At 62.8% G+C, this 18,093-nt stretch carries 24 protein-coding genes; 23 read left to right on the top strand and 1 reads right to left on the bottom strand.

Features of this window, described 5'->3' with window-relative positions:
- Positions 1-39 precede the first annotated feature (39 nt).
- The 16 genes from BN903_RS01780 to BN903_RS17070 all read left to right on the top strand — a co-directional run bounded on the left by BN903_RS01780 (position 40) and on the right by BN903_RS17070 (position 13,572).
- Positions 40-549, top strand: a complete 510-nt coding sequence (locus BN903_RS01780; RefSeq protein WP_048076069.1) for a hypothetical protein — start codon at positions 40-42, stop codon at positions 547-549.
- A gap of 93 nt (positions 550-642) precedes the next feature.
- A complete protein-coding gene (locus BN903_RS01775; RefSeq protein ID WP_048076068.1) occupies positions 643-1,155 on the top strand; it encodes a hypothetical protein in 513 nt (170 codons plus the stop codon).
- A gap of 225 nt (positions 1,156-1,380) precedes the next feature.
- Positions 1,381-1,686, top strand: a complete 306-nt coding sequence (locus BN903_RS01770) for a hypothetical protein (RefSeq protein ID WP_048076067.1) — start codon at positions 1,381-1,383, stop codon at positions 1,684-1,686.
- A gap of 709 nt (positions 1,687-2,395) precedes the next feature.
- Entirely contained in the window at positions 2,396-3,376 is a 981-nt protein-coding gene (locus BN903_RS01760) for a hypothetical protein (RefSeq protein WP_048076065.1), read from the top strand.
- Positions 3,377-3,624: 248 nt separating this feature from the next.
- Positions 3,625-4,245, top strand: a complete 621-nt coding sequence (locus tag BN903_RS01755) for a hypothetical protein (RefSeq protein WP_154017995.1) — start codon at positions 3,625-3,627, stop codon at positions 4,243-4,245.
- A gap of 216 nt (positions 4,246-4,461) precedes the next feature.
- Entirely contained in the window at positions 4,462-5,064 is a 603-nt protein-coding gene (locus BN903_RS01750; RefSeq protein WP_195155676.1) for a hypothetical protein, read from the top strand.
- A 163-nt stretch (positions 5,065-5,227) separates the two neighbouring features.
- Entirely contained in the window at positions 5,228-5,389 is a 162-nt protein-coding gene (locus BN903_RS16300; protein WP_154017994.1) for a hypothetical protein, read from the top strand.
- Between the two features lie 2,229 nt (positions 5,390-7,618).
- Positions 7,619-8,833 (top strand): hypothetical protein, encoded by a 1,215-nt coding sequence (locus BN903_RS15145; protein WP_052334890.1) that lies wholly within the window; start codon positions 7,619-7,621, stop codon positions 8,831-8,833.
- Positions 8,834-9,081: 248 nt separating this feature from the next.
- Positions 9,082-9,705 (top strand): hypothetical protein, encoded by a 624-nt coding sequence (locus BN903_RS01740; protein WP_048076062.1) that lies wholly within the window; start codon positions 9,082-9,084, stop codon positions 9,703-9,705.
- On the top strand, positions 9,702-9,959 hold the full coding sequence (locus BN903_RS01735) for a hypothetical protein (protein ID WP_048076061.1): 258 nt from the start codon (positions 9,702-9,704) through the stop codon (positions 9,957-9,959). The genes BN903_RS01740 and BN903_RS01735 overlap by 4 nt, the downstream gene beginning before the upstream one ends.
- 77 nt (positions 9,960-10,036) lie before the next feature.
- Positions 10,037-10,336, top strand: a complete 300-nt coding sequence (locus BN903_RS01730; protein WP_048076060.1) for a hypothetical protein — start codon at positions 10,037-10,039, stop codon at positions 10,334-10,336.
- Between the two features lie 326 nt (positions 10,337-10,662).
- Positions 10,663-10,890, top strand: coding sequence for a hypothetical protein (locus BN903_RS01725; protein WP_048076059.1), 228 nt, complete (start codon positions 10,663-10,665; stop codon positions 10,888-10,890).
- A gap of 6 nt (positions 10,891-10,896) precedes the next feature.
- Positions 10,897-11,382, top strand: a complete 486-nt coding sequence (locus tag BN903_RS01720) for a hypothetical protein (protein WP_048076058.1) — start codon at positions 10,897-10,899, stop codon at positions 11,380-11,382.
- A 5-nt stretch (positions 11,383-11,387) separates the two neighbouring features.
- Positions 11,388-12,305, top strand: a complete 918-nt coding sequence (locus BN903_RS01715) for a hypothetical protein (RefSeq protein WP_195155675.1) — start codon at positions 11,388-11,390, stop codon at positions 12,303-12,305.
- Positions 12,306-12,641: 336 nt separating this feature from the next.
- Positions 12,642-12,803 carry a hypothetical protein gene (locus BN903_RS16295; RefSeq protein ID WP_154017993.1) on the top strand — a complete coding sequence of 54 codons (162 nt, stop codon included), beginning with the start codon at positions 12,642-12,644 and terminating at the stop codon, positions 12,801-12,803.
- Positions 12,804-13,410: 607 nt separating this feature from the next.
- The gene (locus BN903_RS17070; protein ID WP_195155674.1) at positions 13,411-13,572 is read left to right on the top strand and encodes a hypothetical protein; all 162 of its coding nucleotides are present in this window, start codon (positions 13,411-13,413) and stop codon (positions 13,570-13,572) included.
- 20 nt (positions 13,573-13,592) lie between these two features.
- On the opposite strand, the gene BN903_RS15425 is transcribed toward BN903_RS17070, so the two are convergent.
- Positions 13,593-14,831 (bottom strand): PQQ-binding-like beta-propeller repeat protein, encoded by a 1,239-nt coding sequence (locus BN903_RS15425; protein WP_228840985.1) that lies wholly within the window; start codon positions 14,829-14,831, stop codon positions 13,593-13,595.
- 241 nt (positions 14,832-15,072) lie between these two features.
- Here BN903_RS15425 and BN903_RS16290 point away from each other — a divergent pair, with 241 nt between their 5' ends.
- The 7 genes from BN903_RS16290 to BN903_RS01685 all read left to right on the top strand — a co-directional run bounded on the left by BN903_RS16290 (position 15,073) and on the right by BN903_RS01685 (position 18,050).
- Positions 15,073-15,225, top strand: a complete 153-nt coding sequence (locus BN903_RS16290; protein WP_154017992.1) for a hypothetical protein — start codon at positions 15,073-15,075, stop codon at positions 15,223-15,225.
- Complete coding sequence (locus BN903_RS01710; protein WP_048076056.1) at positions 15,222-15,518, top strand: hypothetical protein; 297 nt, start codon at positions 15,222-15,224, stop codon at positions 15,516-15,518. Before BN903_RS16290 ends, BN903_RS01710 begins: the two co-directional genes overlap by 4 nt.
- A gap of 8 nt (positions 15,519-15,526) precedes the next feature.
- Positions 15,527-16,270 (top strand): hypothetical protein, encoded by a 744-nt coding sequence (locus tag BN903_RS01705; RefSeq protein WP_048076055.1) that lies wholly within the window; start codon positions 15,527-15,529, stop codon positions 16,268-16,270.
- Between the two features lie 78 nt (positions 16,271-16,348).
- A complete protein-coding gene (locus BN903_RS01700) occupies positions 16,349-16,918 on the top strand; it encodes a hypothetical protein (protein ID WP_048076054.1) in 570 nt (189 codons plus the stop codon).
- 100 nt (positions 16,919-17,018) lie between these two features.
- Positions 17,019-17,339: a hypothetical protein gene (locus tag BN903_RS01695; protein WP_048076053.1), complete on the top strand. Its 321-nt coding sequence runs from the start codon at positions 17,019-17,021 to the stop codon at positions 17,337-17,339.
- Between the two features lies 1 nt (position 17,340).
- The gene (locus BN903_RS01690) at positions 17,341-17,751 is read left to right on the top strand and encodes a hypothetical protein (RefSeq protein ID WP_048076052.1); all 411 of its coding nucleotides are present in this window, start codon (positions 17,341-17,343) and stop codon (positions 17,749-17,751) included.
- Positions 17,748-18,050 carry a hypothetical protein gene (locus tag BN903_RS01685; RefSeq protein ID WP_048076051.1) on the top strand — a complete coding sequence of 101 codons (303 nt, stop codon included), beginning with the start codon at positions 17,748-17,750 and terminating at the stop codon, positions 18,048-18,050. Before BN903_RS01690 ends, BN903_RS01685 begins: the two co-directional genes overlap by 4 nt.
- Positions 18,051-18,093 lie beyond the last annotated feature (43 nt).

Genomic DNA, 18,093 nt, shown 5'->3' with positions numbered 1-18,093 from the left:
GAAGAGTTTCTACCCTCCGAGTGAACTGTGAGTAGTAGCATGTCCGACCGGACGGCGTCATCAGCACAGGCCCACCCCGCAGTGATCGTTGCCGGCTCCCGCGACCTCTCCGAGCAGCTGTCGCTGACCGAGACCGAACAGCGGGCCGTCGTCGCCCGTGCGTTCTACGCCGCCGGCATCGACCGCCGCGCGATCGACGAACTGGTCAGCGGCGGCAACGACTCCTCGCCCGACCAGTGGGGCGAGACGTGGGCCAGCTACCGCTCGGATGTCGACGTCGTCCAGTTCACCCCCGACTGGAACGACATCGACCACCCGGACGCCGTCGTCCGCGAAGGCCAGTACGACAAGTATGACGCTCGGGCCGGCCCCCGCCGCAACGGCGAGATGGCCGAGTACGCCGACGCACTCGTCGCGTTCTGGGACGGCGACTCCAACGGGACCGCGGACATGATCGACCAGGCCCGCGAAGCCGGTCTCCATGTCCAGGTGTTCCGCCTCGACAACGCGACCACTCGCAAAGCGATCCTTCAGGAGTTCGACTCCTAACAGCGTCCGCCCTCTGTGGGTTCCGCAGGAGCCACCCAACCACCGAGCGCCCCGCGAGGAGTTTCTACCTCTCGATGGCGAGTGAGAGAGATCATGAGTAGTCAGTTATCCCCCACCGACACCCCGTTCGTCGAGACGCCGACTGTGTACGACGCCGACCTCGATGAGCACAACGCGATCACCATCTGGTTCGACGGCATCGACGAGCGAACATCGACGTTCTTCTGTCAGGCGCTCTCGCTGTTCATCGAAGAGCACTCCCCGGCGGCCCTGACGCGGATGGCCTCGGTCTTCAACGAATTCGACGCGACCGTCCTTCGCAGTCGCAACCACCAACCCGGCCACGGCTCGGCGTGGCCTGTCGAGCTCGCCGTCGACGATCTCTCCGCGGACACCGCCCGACACCTCATGGGCCACCTCCGTTCACTCGCTTCGTCCCCGACCGATGAAGCCATGATCCGCTGGGCCGGCGCACAGCTCGCGTCGGCGACGGGCGACCAGTCCCGGTCGGTTGTCCGGATGCACAAACACGACGGCTCCCGGCGGCCGTCGATCGAGTGGCACACCGACGTCGACGCCGAGTTCGAATCGCTGGCAGACCTGTAGCCGGTCTTGTCAACTGGTTCGCCCGGACGTTGTAACGATTGACAAGACGCGAGCGCGGAAGGAGATCGACGCCCCCGGCGAGAGTTTCTGTCCCCCGATTTGGGTAGAGGCCGATGATGAACGAACACACCAACTCAGACGACGACAGCATCGAGGACCTGAAGCGCCGCGCGGCCAACATGGGCGCACCCATCGGAACGGCGACCCCACTCCGGACTCGATAAGATGGACCCCGCCTCTTTCGACACCGCCGGTCGCGACTGGGAGCTCCGCAAGCGGGGCATCCCAGCCAGCGCGATAGCGCACGTCCCGAACGCCGCGACCGTCTGGGCGTGTCTCGAGCACGCCGTCAACGAGCCGACGACGCTCACCATCTACACCCCCGGCGACGGCGACGTCCACGTCACCGTCCACCAGGACGACTTCCTCGTCTGTGTCGCGTGCGACACGTTCGAGACCACCGGGGCTGCCGCCGAGTACGTTCGGCGGCTGATGGACCACTACGGGTCGCGGGTCGACGCCCCGGCGTGACCGTCCCGGCCACGGTCGCCCTTGCGGCCGACCGACGACCATCCGCGCGTTGCTCGCGCGCCGGGTCGCGCCAGACGAGCTGGCGCTGAGCGCCTTCGGCCAGACTCAGCATCACTCCATCTCCGCGACCGGACCGTCCTCCCACCGAGGCCGGAGGGGGCCTCCGCACAGGCAGTCAAGAACGTTTCCCCGGCGCAACCCGCGCGCCGGTTTTCCGCTCTTACTGCCTTGGCCCCCTCCCCCTCCCTGCGGTGCGGTGGCTCCTCGGGCTGCGCCGGGGGACAGCCACCGATCCGTGAGCGAGCAAGCGACCGACTGATGCGACACCAAGGACAGCACCGCTGGGGAGGTTTATATGACCCGAGTGAAGTGAGGGATGACTCGAACAGTAGCATACGGGAGTACCACTGACCAGCCCACGGAGGTAGTTGGACAGGGACTTCCGTCGTGTATCCCACACAGCAGGCCCACGCCGGGAGATTTTATAATCCCCGATGAGGGTAGAGGGATGTTCGAGAAGACACACTCCGACCAGACCACCACGGAAAGCGTGCTGGGTGGGAACTCGGAGTCCATCCCAAGCTCCTCGAAGCGACCGCAGGGTTGTTTATATACCCCGAGTGGGGTGAGGGGCGATGAAGGGGGAGGCACGAACGAAGACATGCTCTCGTTCGTTCCGATGACCCATCCCTCGATTTAGGTGAATCCAATGAGCGCAACCAGCACTCCCCAGACCGGTAGTACCGACTCCAACAACACTGTCCTCGTCATCCCCACCGGCATCGCCGGGAACCCGCGATACATCGCGGACATGGATGCGATGGCGGACGAGATCTGTTCGGCTGTGAACGGTCTCGCTGGCAACCTCGGCCAGTCCATGGACGAGGTCGTCGTCCGCGGAAGCTACGAGATCGCTGAGGCGGTCGGCGAGATGTTCGGTTCGGACGGCCCCGATGTCGACAGCTACTCGCTCGACTTCCGGATGTTCCTCGACGACCCTGCCGAGAGCGGCAGCGGCTACTCCGTGGAGGGCGTCGCCCAGGACGGTGACAAGCCCATCGTGGCGGCAGTCGCGCAGGTCCACGACATGACGGCTGACGAGATCGAGGCGTTCGACCTCTCGGACCGTGACGACCGGAACCTCATCAACTACGAGGTTCTCGAGCTGCTCGAAAACGAGAACAGCCTCGACGAGAGCGAGCGCGAGTTCGGCGGCAGCGCGCGTATCGGGCGGGCGAAGGCGAAGTCGAAGGCGAAAGCCACCGAGCGGCTCCTCTCGGACTACTTCGACAGTCTCGCGACGGCCGAGCACGTCATCATCATCGAGGACGGCACGGACAGCTACACCCATGCGGCTGGCGACGTTCGCGGCCAGAACGACTGGGTCAAGTTCGCGTCGAAGGCACCGGGCGAGATCCGCTCTGTCCGACCCAGCGGCGGCGTCGGCGGTGTGCTCGACTGGACGCGCGCGCTCCTCGAGAGCAACCGCGAGGGCGGCATCGAGGTCGAGGACCTGACCGACGAGCAGGAGGCGGACCTGCGCGAGCGCCTCTCGGACGAGGACCTCGAGAACGTCGGGCTGGGCGTCGAACAGCCGGCGGAACCGGTCGAGCCGGAGACGCCCCAGGACGACAGTCGCCCGGTCGCGGCCGAGGCCGCTGCGGTCGCCGGCAACCCGGCTGACGACTGAGGCGAGGCGAGCTCCCTTTCGTCGTCGTTGTTGTGTGTGTCTGCCCCTCTCTTCTCTTCTTTCTCTTTTGTGCGCCCCTCCCGCCGAGGCCGGAGCCGCTCGCTCGCCGCCAATCGCTCGCGCCTCCCCCTCCCTCGCTCTCCACACCGCCCGCTCGGGCTGCGCCTCTCCGCACTCCTGGTCACCGCCCCCCACAGCAGGTTCGCGCCCCGCGGAGCAGTTTTCACATCTCGCTTGGACCGAGAGATATGACTGAAAGTTCACGACCCCAGACCCAAGAGCAGACGCCGACCGAGAGCACCCACGAATGCGGCCACTCTGCCGATCGTGACGCGATCTCCCTCCCCGAGGTCGGCCGTATTTGCCGAAGCTGTTACACACCGTTCTCGCTAAAGAAGTGGGATGCTTCCCTCCGACGCACGAAGACCCACCACATGACCGGCGAAACCACCCACTACAATACGTGGCTCGTCGGCATCGACGACTTCGGGCGGGCAATGTATCACGACGAGAAACAGGGCCGGATCCTCAAGATCGTCCCGAAACACCACCGGGCGTTCCAGGATGAAGTCGACGCCGACATGCGGATCCTCCGTGGGTATCCGCATCCGCACGCCGCCGGCTACGGGCACATCCTCAACGCACCGGACAACGACGTTCTCGTCGCCGTCGACTCGATCAAGACATCCTCGCGCGACTTCAGTAAAGACGACCTCGTCGAGTACGTCACCGACCACGCTTCGGCGGAAGACTGGCACGCGATCTCGACACCGATGCTCGAGTGCATCCGGCGGTACAACTCCCCCCGGACGCGCCACGAATACGAACACGCCGACGAGGTCCTCGACGAGTACGCCGACGACGAGTAGGCCCCACACCAGGTTGTAAGTGTTCTTCCCCCTTGCCCCACACCGTTTTTCCAGTGTTTTTCGTGCCACCACTTCACGAGACCCCCCACACCGTTTTTCCAGTGTTCTTGCGACGCCAGTCCATGATCTACTCACCGGGATCGCACGATTCCTTCTACCGGAAAACACACCCACAGAGCGTTTCTAATTCCCGTTTGAGGCAGAGGATTCGAGAAAATGTCACAATCAAGAGACTTCATATCGATGTCCACCACCGCATACAATGTCCGAATCGAAGGCGAGACACACACCGTCTCCGAAGAGAGCGAGCTCGACGCGAGGTATCTCGCAGCCTCGCGCCACAAGGCCAGCGACGACGGCCCCGAAGTCGGGATCGGCGTCGAGGAAATTGCCCAGCACGCGACCGTCGTCGACGACTCCGTCGAGGCGTTCTCGTTCGAATCGCCGCGCGTCACCCGTGAGGACCTCCCCGCAGAGCTCCAAACCACAGGCGATGCCGAGGGATCCTTCGGCGGCGTCGACGTCCGCTCCGTCCACACCGACCACGGCGGCGTGTTCTACGGCATTTTGGTCCGCCCCGACGATGTCCCCGCCGTCGTCGCCGCGATCGACGCCGAGGACCACGACCGTCACGAGGTTCCCGCCCACGCCCCGCGGACGCCGATCTACACCCACACCGCCGCGTTCGCGTCGAAACTCGACATGCGAGACGCCGCCACCGGACTGGTCCTCACGCAGATCAACTTCGGCTCGGTCCCGAAGACGATCCCCTTCCTCGATCTCCGTCCCAACGCCACCTCGTTGTGGTCGATGGCCTAGCCGACCTCCTCTACTCTTCTTTTCACGCCCCTCCCACCGAGGCCGGAGACCGACGGACGTAGTTGCGTCGGCCTCCCCCTCCCTCGCTCTCAGCCAGTCGCTCGGGCTGCGCCTGACCGCGACCACCGGCCGTTTTTGTCTCCCGAGTTAGGTGGAGGATCAGATGAACGACACCGACACCCCCGAGTACAACCATCCGCCAGACGGACCGAACGACATCACTCCTGCCGACGAGGTCTACCGTCTCGGTGAGGAGGTGGTGATCGTCCACGGACCAGGCAGCGAGACCCGCGTCGACGCCGACGACTTCTACGGTGAGTCCTAAGAGCCCACCTCGAAAGCCCCTCGCCCTGTCGCGGCCGCTCGACGGCATATCCGCGCCTCTCCACACCGGTCGGCCCGGATAGGGGCCGGTCGAGGCGACCACGTAAACGCGACAGGGCGAGCCCCTTTCAGTCCCACCCACAACCGCGAGCCACCAGCACGCGCGTTCCTCGCACGCGACAGCTGGATCCAGAGCGACACGACGATCGGAGATAGTCGGTCACTCTCACCGCGCCGCACGTGGGTGATTCAGGCGCACGTCGTTTACGGCGGCTGATCTCCGGGACGCTGCTCTACGCGCGGTGGGCTACTGAACCCGCACGCCTCCGGCGAATCGCGTAGCTTTCGCCGGACGCGCACGGCTCAGTGCCCACCCCCCGAGAGCCGATGTTCACTGCGACCACCACAGCCGGGAACTGCGCGGCCCCGACCCGACTGACGCCGCCGGACCCTACCCGCGAGCGCAAGCCGCTCGCGGGTCCCTTCCACCGACCTCAGCCGCGTCGCGACACCGCTCGTAACCCGTCTGCGGCGGCCTTTGTTCACATCGGGTGATGCTATCACCAGGTTTCCTCGCTTCCTCGATTTCTGCGCTGGCGCGTGCAGTGGCGCGCGCCGCGCACTCGCCGCCCTGCCTACTCGACCCACCGACATCCGGCGGACCCACCCGCCCCTCCGGGCGGGTCCCGTCCACCGGATGACGGCGCGTCGACTGGCAGTGCCGCCGAGTCGAAACGGTTCCGAGAACGCGCCCTGGCTTGCCGCCCCCACCGAACCGCTTGCTCGCTGCGCGCTCGCATTCCGCGTCGTCGGAACGGCTCGCCGAGCCGGGCCGGGCCGAATCCGGCAGACAACTACCCGCGCAAACCGCGCGCGGGTCCCTTCTCCCGCAATTCGACCGGCTCGGCGGCCGTTCTCGCCGTCGGTCGTACTCGCTGGCCACTCTCCGAACCGCGAGCGGCCCTGAGCCGGATCACGATTTCTCACAGAAATCGACCGGCTCAGCGACCACGCTCGCGCTGGAGAGTGCCCGCTCGCAGCCGACGGCTCGCGCGGAATCCCGACCATATCCGCCCGATTCATCCGCGTTCATCCCACCGCGCACGGCTCACGATCTCGACGGACCCTACCCGCCTTCGGCGGGTCCCTTCCATCGAAATCGACCGTGCGCGCCAGGTTCACGTTGTTCATCGGGCGCATCTGACGGGTGACGCGGTTCGACGGCGGCGGCTGCCAGGCCACGTACCGGGAACCGCTCCGGCGGTGGGGACCGGCCGCCGGAGTCCGCGGAAACAGCACAATTTTCTTAGCACTTAACCGCTCGCGGTTCTGCGCCGGGCCTCTCCCCACCGTTCGGCCCGCCACAGAACCCAGTGGCGGTCGCGCTATCACACAGGCGCGACCACCACTGCTCCGGCAAGCTGCGGGCGCTGTCGCGGACGATTCCTGCCGGACTCCTTCCCGCTCTTCGAGCGGGTCCCTTCCGATTGAAATCGCCCGCGACAGCACTCCTCGCCGTGCCGGAAGGACCGGATAAGTGCTAACCACACCCCCCACTTGTCGGCGGTCAACCGGGCGGGTTGGGGAGACCACTTGTCGGTTCGTTCAGGCGCGTGCCCTCGTTGATATCGGCCGGATCACGCCGGACCCTACCCGCCTTCGGCGGGTCCCTTCCACCGTCTCCGACCGATTCAACGGGGCACCCACCTGTACGCTTCCAACTTGTGGCGGTGAAGTGGTCCTCGATACCGCCGGACCCACCCGCTCGGATCCGGTAGGTCCTCGCGGGTCCCGTCCAGCGGTATCGGCCACTTCACCGGCCAATCCCTCACGGTTCTGTCCGGGCCTCTCCACACCGCTCGGCCCGACCAGAACACAGCGAGGGTCGCGCCGACCACTAGCGCGACCCCCGCTGTTCCGACAGCTGCGGGCGCAGGCACACCCGATTCCTTCCGGACCCTTCCCGCTCTCCGAGCGGGACCCTTCCCTCGGAATCGACCGTGCCTGAGCTCCTCGCAGTGCCGGACGCCGCCCGGTTGCTTCCAACTGTTGAGGGGTGTTGAAAATCATAGTGAGGGTGAACCCAGAAGGGGTCGTGCCGGCTGTCGGCGGCGGTTGTGTGGGTTTTGTTCCACACGGGCTGCTCGCTGATACGCCAGAGAGTTTATATCACCCGGTCGGGGTGATGGGGCTCTCACAGAGGCCTCGTTGGGTTTGGAGTTGAATACAAATGCGTGACATCGACATCGGCGAGACGGGTTCGTACGGCATCAGTGACAACGACGTGAACATGCAGGGCGTGTGGTCGAATGAAGAGACTGGTCGACAGTCCTTCGGCGGGACGGGCGGGATCACGGTCGGCGCGGACGTGATGACGGTTGCGCTCGGTGACGCGAACGAGGCGGCGGGCGGGTTGAAGACGACTGACATGGGCATCGAAGGGCAGGTCAGTCGGCGTGAGTCGCGGCGTGCGCCTCGGGGCTTCGATGACCCGGAGATGGACCGTGAATCGTACACGTTAGCGGTCGAAGAGCGGATCAAGGGCGAAGCCGAGGCCGACAAGCGTTCGACGCACCTCGCAGAGCGGTTCGAGCGCGTTCGCGAACAGGCGGCGGCGAAAGGCGAAGTCATCGCCGATCGGGCCGAGCGGTGCAGAGTCGAGGTCATGGCTGACACGCACTACGCGCGGACGACGAGCGAGGAGGCACCCGAGGTCGAGACGAAGCCCGACCCGTGGGGCGAACTCGAGCAGTCGGAGGTCGCGGCGGTCAACAAGTCGGCCCAGCGGTTGGCCGAGCATTTCGGACACGAGACGTACATGGGACGCGCGTCGATAGCGCGCTGTCTCGCCGTGCGACTCGCGGAGGGACAGCATATCACGAATGCGACGATCGGGCTCAAAGAGAGCATCGAGCAGTTCCCGGACGTGAAACAGCCGATTGCGTCCATCGATCCATTCCATCAGTACCAGACGACAATCGAAGCGACGGTTGACGTGCTCTGGTCCCCGCGTGGAACGGGCCAGCGGCAGGTCGGGCTGCTCTCGGACGACAACGACGACACGGTAAAAGTGGTCATCTGGCAGAAGTCCGGTCGCAAGCCGACGCTCAAAGAGGGCGACCGAGTGCGTATCGAGCGCGGAAAGGTCAACGCCTACCAGCGAAACGGGGAGTGGGAAACATCGATTGCGGTGGACGCAGAAGCCGAAATCCGGCATCTCGAACACGGCGATGGGCCGGGCACTCGTCGCAAGATGTCCGGTGAGCCGCCGTCACCGCCCGCGTGGAGCATGGAAGCAAAGAGCCACCAGTGGTTGATGGAGATGGACGCCGACGGGTCGAAAGCCGGCGAGCACAAGATCTCATCCGAGCGGATCGAAGCGACGAACGACTGGCTGATGGGCCGAATCTCCGACGAGGAGTTCGACGCGGGTCGCGAGGAGTAACACCGGGCCATCGTCGTCTTTTTTTGCTGCGGTGCGAGCGCGCTGAATCCCGAACGGAGGTGACCGCTCCCTCCGTTCGGTCACGATCCGGACAGCGACGGGGCGATGCGTCCCCTTCGGGGACACGTTCCACCGTGCCTGCCTGCGGTAGCGGGCGGGCGCGGTCCCCGCTCCGAAATGGCGACTGCATCAAGACCGATCAGCGACGCGCAGAGAGTTTCTATCCCTCGGTTGAGGTAGAAGGAAACATGAATGCTCACTCTCCCACTCTTGATCGAACCGACTTCGAGGCGATCACTCCCGAACGACTGGTCGGGATCGTCGACTACGACATTTTCGACCAGCTCGTCGATTTCGAACACCGTGGCTGTCGGTGCAAGGTCGACCGACTGCTCTCGTATCTCGGAGCCGCCATCGAGAACCGCGCTATCGTGAACGGCGAGACGTCCGAGCCCGGATCGATGTCCGAACTCGAAGCCGTCAACGTCGCGACCGCAGCCCTCTCCGGACGCTTTCCCACGTGGTTCGGCGACCCCGACGAGCTCGCCGACCTCAACATGGCGACGTCCGACCGACACCTCTCGGAAGCCGATATTCGCGAGGATTATTGGCAGGACGAGTTCGTCGGCACCGAAATCGACACCACCGACTGGACGAGCATCAAGCAGGTCATCGTCCCGCTCACCGCGATCGCACTCGAGGGCGTCGACGCCCAGAAGGTGGCCGACGAGCAGTTCGGAACCGACTCCGCCCAGGAAGCGATTCGCCGGACCGTCATGAAGGAAGCGTTCCAGCACAGCCTCTCCGATGAGGACATCGACGAGGCCGTCCAAGACGCCAAGCGAACGCTCCAGAACCAGCACGGACGATGAGCGACTTCACCGAGGAGACGATCAGCGTACCCGGCCTTGGCGATGTTCCGAGCCCGTCCGAACTCGCCGCGCGCAACCGCTCGAAGTACGAGACCGACCACGTCGCTGTTCCAGACAGCTGTCCCGTCGAAGGCTGTACGGCGAACGGCTTCCACACGTTCGCGCAGCTTCGTGGCCACTTCGGTAGCGCAGGCGACCGTGCCCACCGCGCCTACGATCTGTCGATCGACGACTACCGCGAGGAGGACGAGTGAATCGACGCCCACCGGCCTGAATACACTCGCTCCAGAGCGAGTTTTTATCCACCGATGGGGGTAGAGTGAATTCTGATATGGGATGGACCAAACCACCGAAAGAGACGACCAAAGCGTACGCAACCCCCGTGGACACTCCAACCGACACCACCGTCGAGCCGATCGGCGAGCGCACAGACGAGCCCCGGTCGACGTTCCGACCCGTCTACACCGCGTTCGACGAGGACCTCGAAGTCGAAATCGTCGAGCGTGTTCCGGCCGCCAAGAGCCCACACCCGTACGGCCACGTCGTCATCGACCGGCCCGACTGGGACACCACGCGGAAGGCACTCCCGCAGAACGTCCGGGTCGACGTCGTCGACGCCACGGAGGAGTGACCATGGAGAAACACGTCGGCTACCCGATCGCCGCCGGCTGCTTCCTGTCCAGTGCGCTCGTCACCACCGCGATCTTCGTCTCGCTGCTCGGGTGACACCCGGCTGTTCGTTTTTTTCGTCTGCCCTCCCCCGACGCCCGGAGGGTCGAACCGCAACGCACCACCTCCCTCCCCTCCTCCCCTCCTCGACGCTCTCTCAACACCGCCCGAGCGTCTCGGCTGCGCCGGGGACCTGTCTGTGGGGACCGGGCGAATCAGAGCTCACAGAAGAGGGGGACGCCCCGCAGAGAGTTTCTACCCTCCGGTTGAAGCGGAGAGAGATACAAAATGTGTAGGCCGTACCACGACCAGCCAGAAGCAGCGCAAGCCGCGCGAGAAAGCGCCGACCACGGCACCTTCGAAGTCGTCGTGTCCGGTCCCGACGGCGAGGCCCTCGGGACGCTCAACGAGACCTTCGGCAACGACTTCGACGCGAGCGTGGCCGTCCAAGAAACCGAGATCCCCGACGTGGGCATCTCCGCGTCGATCCGCGACGTCTCCGGGCGGAGCGAGTAACAGAACATGTCTTGTCAAGCAATTCGAACGGGAACGGTCGATGCGATTGACAAGACACCACTGCGTGTCTCCGACAGGCTGGACGGCCAGCTCGACGCCCCGCTGGGGAGTTTTTACTCCTCGATGGAGGTACAGGAGATGATTCGAAAGCAGGCACTCGGGGGAGATTCCAGTCTCGACTCGCGGCGAGTTGAGCGTGAGTGTCCCGCCTGGCCCCTGTCCAGCAGTCCGTCCCAGCGAGGTTTGTATTCCTCGGGGATGGGCGAAGGGGAACTCGAATTCTCTTCACTCAACGGTGTTCGTGTTGTCATCCACGGTGAGGATGACAGCGAGCGCCGCCGCGCACTGTCTGTCCAGGTGCGTGGGTTGGGGAATTTATATACCCAATTTGGGGTAGGGGGAGAAGAAATCGAGGCAGTCCAGACAGATTGTCTCGGTGCGAATCCCCAAACGGCAGATACGGTTGCAGTTTCGGTCAAACAATTCCAGTGATTACAATGTCGACAGAAGCATCCCAGAACGGCGGTAGCATGGCCAGTACGAACACCAACGACGACCTCAACGTCTTCGTCGCGGCACTCGGGCTGACGGGCAACGACCGGTACGTCCGAGACATGGAGGCGCTCGCGGACCGCGCTGAGGAAGGCATCAAGAAGATCGCGGCGATGGCCGACCAGCGTGTCGACAACGTCGTGGTTCGCGAGAACTACGCGCTCTCGCAGCTCCTCGAAGAGCGATTCGACGCCGATGTCCTCCCGAGCGTGGAATATTACAGCATGGATTGGAGAATGTTCCTCGACGACCCCGCGGAGGACGGCGACAACTACTCCGTGGAGGGCGTGATGATGGACGACGATGTCCCGGTCGGCCAGCTGATGGCTGCGGAGCACGGCGTCGACGCGAGTGCGTTCGACCTGAGCGATCGCGATGATCGCAACGATATCGACTACAGTCTCCTCGAGCAGTCGCGGATCAACCGCGCGAAGGCCAAGGCCCGTGGAAAGACGGACGAGCGTGTGTACAACGACTACTTCGACACCGTGACGACGGCGACGCACGCCGTCTTCCTCCACGACGGCACCGACCGGGGGATGGAGGCGATCACGACGGCTCGCGGCACGAACCCGTGGGTCAAATTCGCGACGGAACTCAGCGGCGATTACATCGACCTCTCGGCCAACAAGGAGGGCGATCAGATCCTCGACTGGGCGCGCTACCTCGTGGAGAGCTCGCGCAGCGACGTCGAGGTCGAGGACCTGACGGACGGGCAGGTGGCGGACCTGCGTGCCCGGCTGTCGGCCGACGACCTGGAGTACCCCGGACTGGAGCCGCAGGCGGCCCCGGAGACGGAACCGGAGCCGGACGCGGCTGTGGCGGCGGAGGCCAGCGAGGTCTCCCCGGCGCAGGCGGACTGAACGCTCCACTCGGCACCAGTCTCTCCAACCCATCCCTGGAGGGGATCACCCCTCCGCCATTCATCGGGTCGATACGACCCACCAACGACACCCACCACACACCGTTTTTCCAGTGTTTTTCATGCCACTGCCTCACATGTTCCCCCACACCGTTTTTCCAGTGTTCTTCTCGGCGACGATCGCCCACCCGAACGGGTGCTCTGTAGCGGACACAGCCCCGCTACCGGTACAGCCCACCCCGACAGCCCCGCCTGAGCACCTCAGAGAGTTTCTACCCTCCGAGGGGCGGCGAGGAGGTCAAGATGAACATTCCACCACTCACGAGAGGAGCCTAGCATGGGAGAACAACCACCAGTAATCGGGATCCACGATCCCGATCCGACGACAGAGCTCTGTACGACGGAGACGGACATTTTCGTCTGCTACGACCCGGAGGACCCGGACTCGACACTGCTCCAAGGCGGCGGCCTTCACGCACCGGGGCCGTCGATCCGGTAGTGCCAGGCCCAGCCCAACAGCGAGTCGCTGTTGCCACGACCGCGCGTTCGGGCCACACGGCCATACGGAGCCGCAGATCAACACCGACAGCGAGGAGCGCGATGCGACTGCCAGTTGGGGCTCGGGTGCCCTCAACAACCGGGTGCCCTCAACAACCAGCGTCGCTTGAGTTTTGGTGCCCGCAACAACCGAGATACGAGGGGCTCCGGTGCCCTCTCCTGCCCGGTGCCCTCAACAGCCCGTAGCCAGCCAGACTCGCAGAGCGAGCCAGGAACGCAGTGCGTAGTGTGGGCGATGCCGGTGCCCCCCGTTGCCCGGTGCCCTCAACTGCCCGGTGCCCCTCGCTGCCTACGGAACGACCAAAGATCAGCCGCTTACACCCTCCTACGAACTGGTCCACCCCCGCAACCACCTTTATCATCTCAGGCTTCTCAACACTTGAGTAGGCAACCAGACGGCCGCCGAAACACATGAAACACGAGCAACTATTACCCACGAACTACCGCAGTACAGGAGCTGACTCCCCATGAGCGAGAGCGAGGCCATGATCAAGTAACCGCCCCGAACATGGTTCATCTACCACTCTCTACTGGCGTCTATCGTCGGTATGGCGGGGGCGGTGACCGTCGTCCACACGCAGGACACGCTACAATTTTCACAACCCCACGCCCTTGCGAGTGGGATCTTGATGTCGATCTCCGTCGCTGTAGTCTTCTACGGGCTACTTTTGGCCGCTATCGAAGAGCAGGCGGGTCTGATCGGGCGGTAGCGCCCCAGAGTTTTCTTCTGTTAGTCGATAGCGTGAGACGCTATTTTCCCGCCTACGGTTGCGTACAACAGCGAGTCATTCGCTACGATTGGGCTACTCCCCACCCCCAACCCTTCTGATTCGATCTCCCACAGGACCTCCCCTTCCTTCGAGATGGCTGAAAGTCCACCTGGAGTGGAGTCGTCCTGTGTGTGTTTGCCTACGATGATCTTATCTTGCGATATGAGTGGCGAACTTCCAGATTCGACTGCGCCAGTAGTTGCTCTCCACTTTTTCCTTCCATCAGACCGTGCCAGTGCGATGACACCCGATGGACCAACTGCTCCAATATATACGGTGTCAGCATCGACTGCCGGAGAACTGGTGAAATACCTGCTCGCTGTGTCCTTTTCCCATATTGTTTCGCCTGTGGCTGCATCTACTTTGAAGACCGTACCAGACATATCTGCGATATATAGCGACCCATTGACCAAAACAGGGCTTGCCCACACCCAGTCGTTTGCGGCATACTCCCAAACTTTATCGCCAGTGTCCCGATCAATAGCAATTACATTCTTATTTGTGCTGCCGATGTACACTGTTGACTCACTAACCGATGGTGTGCTAACAACACCTGCGCCTGTTTCGTAGCCCCACAGTTTTTCTCCCATCTCTAAATCGAGAGCCACCACCTCTCCGATCTCCGGCCAGTCTTCATCTGAATGGTTATATTCGCAGGCCAGCTTTTGACAGTGAGTTCCGAGGTACACGGTTCCGTCGACGATCGCCGGAGAGCCCCTGATTATGCCGCCGATTGTGTATCTCCATTCGACCTCGCCGTTTGATTTATTCAATCCAAGGAACTCCCCGCCGTGAGTGCCACAGCAGACTATATTTTCACCCACACCCGGTGAGCCGTCTATTATCGCACCCGTATCTACTTTCCAGTCTAGATCGCCAGATTGCGCGTCGATTGCGTAAATATACCCATCGTACGACGGGCAATACACCCGTTCACTGTCAGCTACTGGACTTCCCCAAATGTCACCCTCTGTTTCGAACGTCCAGTCGCTCTCACGTTGTATGTTTATAAGCCGGTCTACATACCCGGTGTTAAACCGATTTCTCCGAAACGTTGGCCACTGCGTGGTGCTGTCATCAACTAACGAACCAGCAGACTGGGAATCCCTCCCTACACATCCCGCAAATGCGCCCGCGGCACCAACCGTGCCCATTGTACAGATCATCTTTCTCCGCGTTAGAGATGTTCTCCTACGCATACCCTCCATTATCTGCGACCCTATATATCAGTATCTCATAAGGTGTCTTCGGGTAGCTGGCATCGAATCTGTCCAAGTCTGTTCGCCATCCAACTGTCCCATCCCGACCATGACGCCTGTATTGGTGACAGCCCCAACGATCCATTTCACAACGAGTTCTGGACAACTTAACAGACTAGTAGGCACCGCTATAGCCTGAAAGAGGGTTTATATACCCCATTTGAGGTAGAGGAATTCGATAATGCCCATCACCCCACCAGATTTCCTGACGATCGTCGCGACGACAGCACCGCCCGCCATCGCCGCCGCCATCCTACTGACCATTCTGGCGGTCCTCGGGTGGCTCGAAGCCGGCGCATCTCCCTCCACGCCGCACGTGAGGTCGTGGCGATGAGCACCCCGCCGAAGGCTGGCAACACCGACACTCTCCCACCGATGTCGACACAGAGTGCGTTCACCGACATCCAGCTCCGACCCATCTGCCGGATCGCCGTTCGAGCAGCCGCCGACGCCATCGTCTGGCTCGGGAAGGTGTTCCTGTTCTTCGCAACAGTGGCCTTCGTCAGCGTCGCCGTCGCGATGCTCGCGACGACAGCGGTGGGTGGCGGAGCATTGATTATCTCCGCGATGTTCTACCTCCGATACGTACCCATCCGCCCGACGCCGATGCTGTCCCACCACCAGTGAACTCATCCATGGACGCCACCCACCGCGCCGACGCCGACACACCCACCCCAGCAAATCGTACCCTCGAGATCGGGTACCTCCCCGACGAGTTCGGCATCCTGTTACCCGACAGTTCCGGATTTTCCGTCCAGAAGCAAACCGGGATGAGCTGTCGGAAACTCCAACTCGACGGCCAGTTCCTCCCGCTCAAACGACCGCAGATCAACCGGGGCTTCCCCGACTGGTTCCCGCAGGACGACGGCGCGCTCCCACCGGGCGACTCCCACCCGGTGACCAAGTACGACCTTGAGACCATCCCCGAGCGGGATTACCGCACCCTCTCCGACTGGGTAAAAGCGCGCCCGCTCGTTGCGTTCCACAACTTCGAGGAGTTCTCCTACTGGGTAGACTCCGTGTGGTTCTACGGCCGCAACGACCTCATCGAGGAGGTCCGTAAGTGGAACTACGACCCGTCTGGCCATCTCCTCGACCGGACGATGACCGAGACGTGGGACAGCCTCGACGACATCTGGGCCGCCATCGAAGCGGAACTCGCCTTCACGTTCGACGAGTTCGACTACTTCGACCATGTCACCAGCTCAAAGAGCGACACCGACCTCCCGCTCGATCCCGACGTCCACCAGACCCCGTGTGAGGGAGTCAAATGGATCACTCTCACCGGAAGCAAATACTACGACGACAAGCCTCTCTGCCCGTGGGCCGAGGAACTCAAAGGCGAGACGGTCATGCTACTCTACCCCAACTGCGAATAACCGTCTAAGCGTCGCACACCTCTGTTTAGAGGTGGCCGGGAGGTATTTATAGACCTCGTCGGAGGTAGTAGGTGAACCATGACCCAGAGCAAGATAAGCCTCGTCCGTGTGAGTCGCTACGTTCCGATTATTGTCGCGATTGCGCTTCTCGCGACGATCGGCCTCGCGATGACCGCCACCCCTGCGTCCGCCGCCAACTACAGCGACGAACTCAACGCTAGCGAAGAAGAGATGCTCGCGAGCACCAACGACACTCTCGACAACCACTCCGAACTGTCCGCTGAAGCGACCACCGAGCCCCTGACGGGCTGTTTCGCCGGTAGCGGCCACGCTCTCGACATCGGAAACAGATCGGCGACGATCGACGGCCTCGTTCACGCTTCTATCCTCACCGACCCGACCAACGGTAACGAGTTCGGCGTTGAACTCGCCGGCCAGATCAACGATTACGAGATCATCTCTCTCGCGGCTGGCGTCCGTCTGAGCCGCAGTGGTCTTCTCGAAGACGGCGTCAACCCGTTTGCCGCATTCGACCTTCTATACAACTACAATTTCCAACTCCCGATGTTCACAGGCATGATCGACCAGTCGGCCTACACCGAGACCACGCCCCCGCTCACCTCCGCCGCTGGTGAAGTCGAGTGTTAGTTTGCTCGATACCCTATATGGGGTACAGTAGTAGGCCCCCAGTAGCGTTATATCGGCGCGCTTCGACTGCCACAATAATGCAGGTGCGTAGCCAGGCCCCATGACGGAATCACAAGAAGATAAGTCTGAAGCTGAACGGTGGGACGCCACGCTCACCGAGTCGAATCTGAGGATGCGAGCCGATATGGCCTGGAGTGTGGATTCGCAGCTTAACAAGGCCGCCGAAGAGTTCTCGGAGTTTTCGGCAGCGATCAATCGAGCCCTCAACGAACAACAAGAGCGAGACGAGCTCCTCCAGGAACTCGTCGACGCCCGGCTGATGCTCTGGCAGTTGGAATTGCGATTCACCGACGAGGAGCTCGCTGAGGAACTGGAAACTGCCCTCGAGGACTTAGAGCACCGACTGGAGTTGTTCAGCTAACATGCCCGACCGAGACATCGATCGCGACAGTCCACCCGAGATGCCAGATCCACCCGACCACCCCGAGTGGGACGATGTTGAAACGTGGTCGAAAGCCAACCTTCGATACCCAGTCCCCGGTGGCTGGGATATCGATGACCACGGCAAGTTCCACACCACGTGGGTTCACGAAGATGGCGCGAAACTAGTTCGCTCCTCAAAGCCCACCCCCGGTCAGAAGGATACCTTCGCATTCAAACTCGACGGGACGGAAGTCCACCGCGTCGATACTGGCCCCAAGCGAAGCGAACTGCGAGAACAGACCGTCTGGCTGTTGACCTTCTACGACGAGGAGGAGGACATCGACGCACCAGAAGCGTTCGAGCAGCGAGTCCGCGAGAAACAAAACCGATCGCTGGGTGACTTCGCATGAGCAACGAGCCCGCAGAGGCCAACGGCGTCACCATCCACACAACCAACGGCGAAACACTCGACGTCCAACACGTGGTCCGGCACTTCGAGAAAGACTGGGCGTACGCGAGTCGGATCACCAACGATGACACTGTCGAGACCAACCGCCTCGTCATCAGGACCGAGAACATCGTCGCGATCGACGCAAAGCACATCATGCGGACAACAGCCCCCAAGATCCGCATTCACCACTCAGGCAACGGGGAGGATTTCGACCACGAGGACGGCAACCTCGCGTTCGAACTCGATCCCGACGAGTAATGCCCCCGAGGCTGCGCCGGCACGCCCACACCACTCCCGCGTG

It is taken from the genome of Halorubrum sp. AJ67, assembly GCF_000513435.1.
Note: the sequence above shows the minus strand (reverse complement) of the source record. Positions and strands in the feature narration are given on the sequence as shown.